General features: G+C 65.9%; 1 protein-coding gene. It reads left to right on the forward strand.

The genetic code is table 11. The annotated features are described in order from the left end of the window. Positions 1–77 precede the first annotated feature (77 nt). Positions 78–1,265, forward strand: a complete 1,188-nt coding sequence (locus tag JKL49_RS20920) for an IS481 family transposase (RefSeq protein WP_215343390.1) — start codon at positions 78–80, stop codon at positions 1,263–1,265. The last annotated feature ends 3 nt before the right edge of the window (positions 1,266–1,268 follow it).

Here is a 1,268-nt window from a genome sequence, read left to right on the forward strand (position 1 = left end):
TGTTCAGACTGGAGACATCCGTGACAGGCGTTCGGGGACATCCGTGACACCTTTTGGCCTCGCAGGGAGGTCGGGAGATGCCATTCACGGGAGTCTCGGCGATGGATCGCAAGCAGGAGTTTGTTCGTCTGGCGCTTGCGGAGGGGGCGAACAGACGGGAGCTCTGTCGTCGGTTCGGGGTGAGCTCGACGCTGGCTTACAGGCTGCTGAGCCGCTTCCAGGCAGAGGGGCGGTCGGGTCTTGATGAGCGCTCGCGCCGGCCTCTGACCTCGCCCCGGCAGACAGGCGAGACGACGGAGGCCGCAGTGCTGGCGGTACGGGCCGCGCATCCAGCCTGGGGCGGACGAAAGATCGCCGCGGTGCTGAAACGCCAAGGCCTGGCTGCGCCGGCGCCTTCAACGATCACCCAGATCCTGCGCCGCCACGGCGTCGAGCTGGGCGCGTTCGGCGGCGGCGAGACCGACTTCATCCGCTTCGAACATGCTGCGCCCAATGACCTGTGGCAGATGGACTTCAAGGGCCACGTCGCCATGCGCTCGGGCCGGTTGCATCCGCTGACGGTGCTTGATGATCACTCGCGCTTCTGTGTGGTCCTGGCGGCCTGCGGCAACGAGAAGACCAAGACCGTGCAAGGCCATCTGACCGAGGCCTTCGAGCGCTATGGCCTACCCTGGCGCATGAACATGGACAACGGTTCGCCCTGGGGAAACGGGCCGGGCGAGCCCTTCACCCCCCTCGGCGTCTGGCTGATCGAGCAGGATATCGGTATCGGCCACTCGCGGCCATATCACCCGCAGACCCAAGGCAAGGACGAGCGCTTCCACCGTACCCTCAAGGCCGAGGCCATGGCTGGTCCGCCCTTCGCCGACCTCGACCACGCCGCCCGGAGCCTCGATCGCTGGCGCGGCGTCTACAACACCGAGCGGCCCCACGAGGCGCTCGGCCTACGGCCTCCGATCGATCGCTACACCACCAGCCCAAGATCCTATCGATCCGCCGTGGAGCCCTTCGAATACGGCCCCGATGACCAACCGCGACGCGTCCCTCCAAACGATAGCCGCATCAGCTTCAAAGGCCGCACCTGGCGCATCCCGAAGGCCTTCGGTGGAAAGATCGTCGCCATCAGACCCACCCCGACCGACGGACTCTACGACGTCGTCTTCCGAACCCTGCGGATCGCAGCCATCGACCTGCGGACCAAAGGCGGTCAATCTCAACCTGTCACGGATGTCCCCGAACAGGTGTCACCCATGTCCCCGGTCTGAACA

The sequence above is a fragment of the Phenylobacterium glaciei genome (assembly GCF_016772415.1).
Taxonomy (GTDB): domain Bacteria; phylum Pseudomonadota; class Alphaproteobacteria; order Caulobacterales; family Caulobacteraceae; genus Phenylobacterium; species Phenylobacterium glaciei.

Coding starts and splice junctions, on each gene's coding strand:
- JKL49_RS20920 (WP_215343390.1), top strand. CDS start 78: ATGCCATTCACGGGAGTCTCGGCGATGGATCGCAAGCAGGAGTTTGTT.